Raw genomic sequence first — 2,154 nt, forward strand, 5'->3', positions numbered from 1 at the left:
TAACTTTAATGACCATTTTTGTGTCACAAAAGTTTGTGGTTATTTTAGGAGATGCTTCAGAAGGAAGTATTCCTGCCAAATTAGTATTATCGATGATTGCGCTTAAGTTGCCGCAACTAGCCTCGCTGATCCTGCCGTTGAGTATATTTCTGGGCATTATTTTAGCTTACAGCCGCATTTATGCCGACAGCGAAATGACTGTTTTAAAGGCATGTGGGGTGAGTGAATGGTATGTGGTACGCGTAACTTTGATCTCCAGTGTGGGACTCGCTATTTTGGCCGCCTCGCTTACCATGTACCTTGCGCCGTGGGCCAGCGAGCAAGAATATCAATTAAAAGAGCAAGCCAAAGCCGATGCAGGTTTATCTGCACTTAGGGCTGGGCGATTTCAACAAACGGGTAATGAAAAAGCCGTGGTGTTTATTCATAACATTGAAAACGGCGGTAAAGAACTTAACAAAGTATTTGTAGCGCAGTTACCTGATGCCGAAAAAGATGATCATGCGCGTTTAGTGTATGCCGAACAAGGTGTGGTGGTAGAGGCGGTAAATGGTGAGCAACAATTGGTACTAACCGATGGTAAACGTTACGAAACCGATGGCCAAACACCGGCCCTTAATTTAACGCAGTTTGATGGCTACAGCGTACAAATTCGCGAACAAGAAATAGAACATCAGCGCCGCAAATTAGAAGCAATACCTACTAATCAGTTGTTACCACTTAACACCTCAGAATCTATTGCACAGTGGCAATGGCGAATAGCTATACCGCTTTCTATTCCGTTATTAACATTAATTGCAGTACCACTTAGTGTGGTTAATCCTCGCCAAGGTAAATTTGCCAAATTAGTGCCTGCTATTAGCTTGTACTTAGGCTATTTTATTTTACTCAATGCAGCAAAGTTTGCAGTTGAAGATGGCAAAATACCGCCTTCTATTGGTTTGTGGTGGATTCATTTAAGTGCTTTATTTATCGGTAGTTTATTGATAATAAAAGGGCGTCCTCTTGGGGCATGGCTTAAAGCTGTTGTAACAAAACGGGAGCTAAGCGCATGATGAAAACACTTGATTGGTATTTAGGGCGAAGTGTTTTACAAACCACCGGGTTTGCTTTATTGGTGTTGGTTGGCATTAGTACGCTAATTAAGTTTATTGATCAGCTAAAGTCGGTCGGACGCGGAAGCTACGACTTAATGACCGCCACCTTGTACACTTTTTATAGTATGCCTGGAGATTTAGTTATATTTTTTCCGATGGCTGCACTGATAGGTGGTTTAACGGGCCTGGGGGCGCTGGCCTCAAATAGTGAGCTGGTGGTGATGCAAGCAGCGGGGATGTCACGCTTGCAAATTATAGGCTCAGTAATGAAAACCGCCATATTTATGGCTTTGTGTATGATGGCGCTAGGCGAGTGGGGCGCACCAGAGGCACAACAACATGCCAAAGAAATGCGGAATCAGGCAATTCATGGGGGTGATGTATTTAATGCACAAAAAGGTGTATGGGCTAAAGATGGCAACAACTTTATTAATATTGAAGATGTAGATCAAAGTGGTCGCTTAAATGGTGTGCATATGTATCATTTTGATAAATCACTCGATTTAACACAAATCACTAAAGCTAAAGTGGCTATAGGCCGTGATGAAGGCTGGCTATTGCGTGATGTAAATAAAGTGCATATTAGTGATGAGCAAATAAGCAGCGAGCACATTGACGAAGAGTTTTACCCCTCACAATTAACGGGTGAAAAGCTTGGTGTTGTATCAGTAAAGCCTGAGTCGCTCTCTTTTACCGGGCTGTGGTCATATTTAGGCTACTTGCAGCAAAATGAGCAAGATACCAGCACTTATGAGCTAGCCTTATGGCGTAAGCTAATGCAGCCAGTGTCTGTTGCTGTAATGCTGCTGGTTGCGCTGTCGTTTATATTCGGCCCTTTACGAACCGTTACAATGGGCGCACGCATTATTATGGGTGTCGTTACAGGGATTGTATTTCATTTAACTAACGAGATTTTTGGCCCTGTTGTTATGGTTTATCAAATACCAGCAATAATTGGTGCGGTATTACCAAGTGTCATATTTATTAGTTTTGCTACGTACTTGATGAATAAGCGAGTATAAAATAGCTATTAAGCGTAAAAAGGGTGATCATTGAT

Annotated in this window: 2 protein-coding genes; both read left to right on the forward strand. The window is 42.3% G+C overall.

The features are described 5' to 3' along the window. The coding region (lptF, locus tag AABI99_RS18145; RefSeq protein ID WP_338367518.1) for an LPS export ABC transporter permease LptF at positions 1 to 1,055 on the forward strand (1,055 nt) is incomplete at its 5' end. Next, entirely contained in the window at positions 1,052 to 2,119 is a 1,068-nt protein-coding gene (gene lptG, locus AABI99_RS18150) for an LPS export ABC transporter permease LptG (protein WP_338367519.1), read from the forward strand. The genes lptF and lptG, both read left to right, overlap by 4 nt. The last annotated feature ends 35 nt before the right edge of the window (positions 2,120 to 2,154 follow it).

Origin of the sequence: uncultured Pseudoalteromonas sp. (assembly GCF_963922945.1) — a bacterium.
GTDB lineage: Bacteria > Pseudomonadota > Gammaproteobacteria > Enterobacterales > Alteromonadaceae > Pseudoalteromonas.

What these genes read in the sequence shown, in the direction of transcription:
- lptG (WP_338367519.1), top strand. Translation starts at nt 1,052, where the DNA reads ATGATGAAAACACTTGATTGGTATTTAGGGCGAAGTGTTTTACAAACC.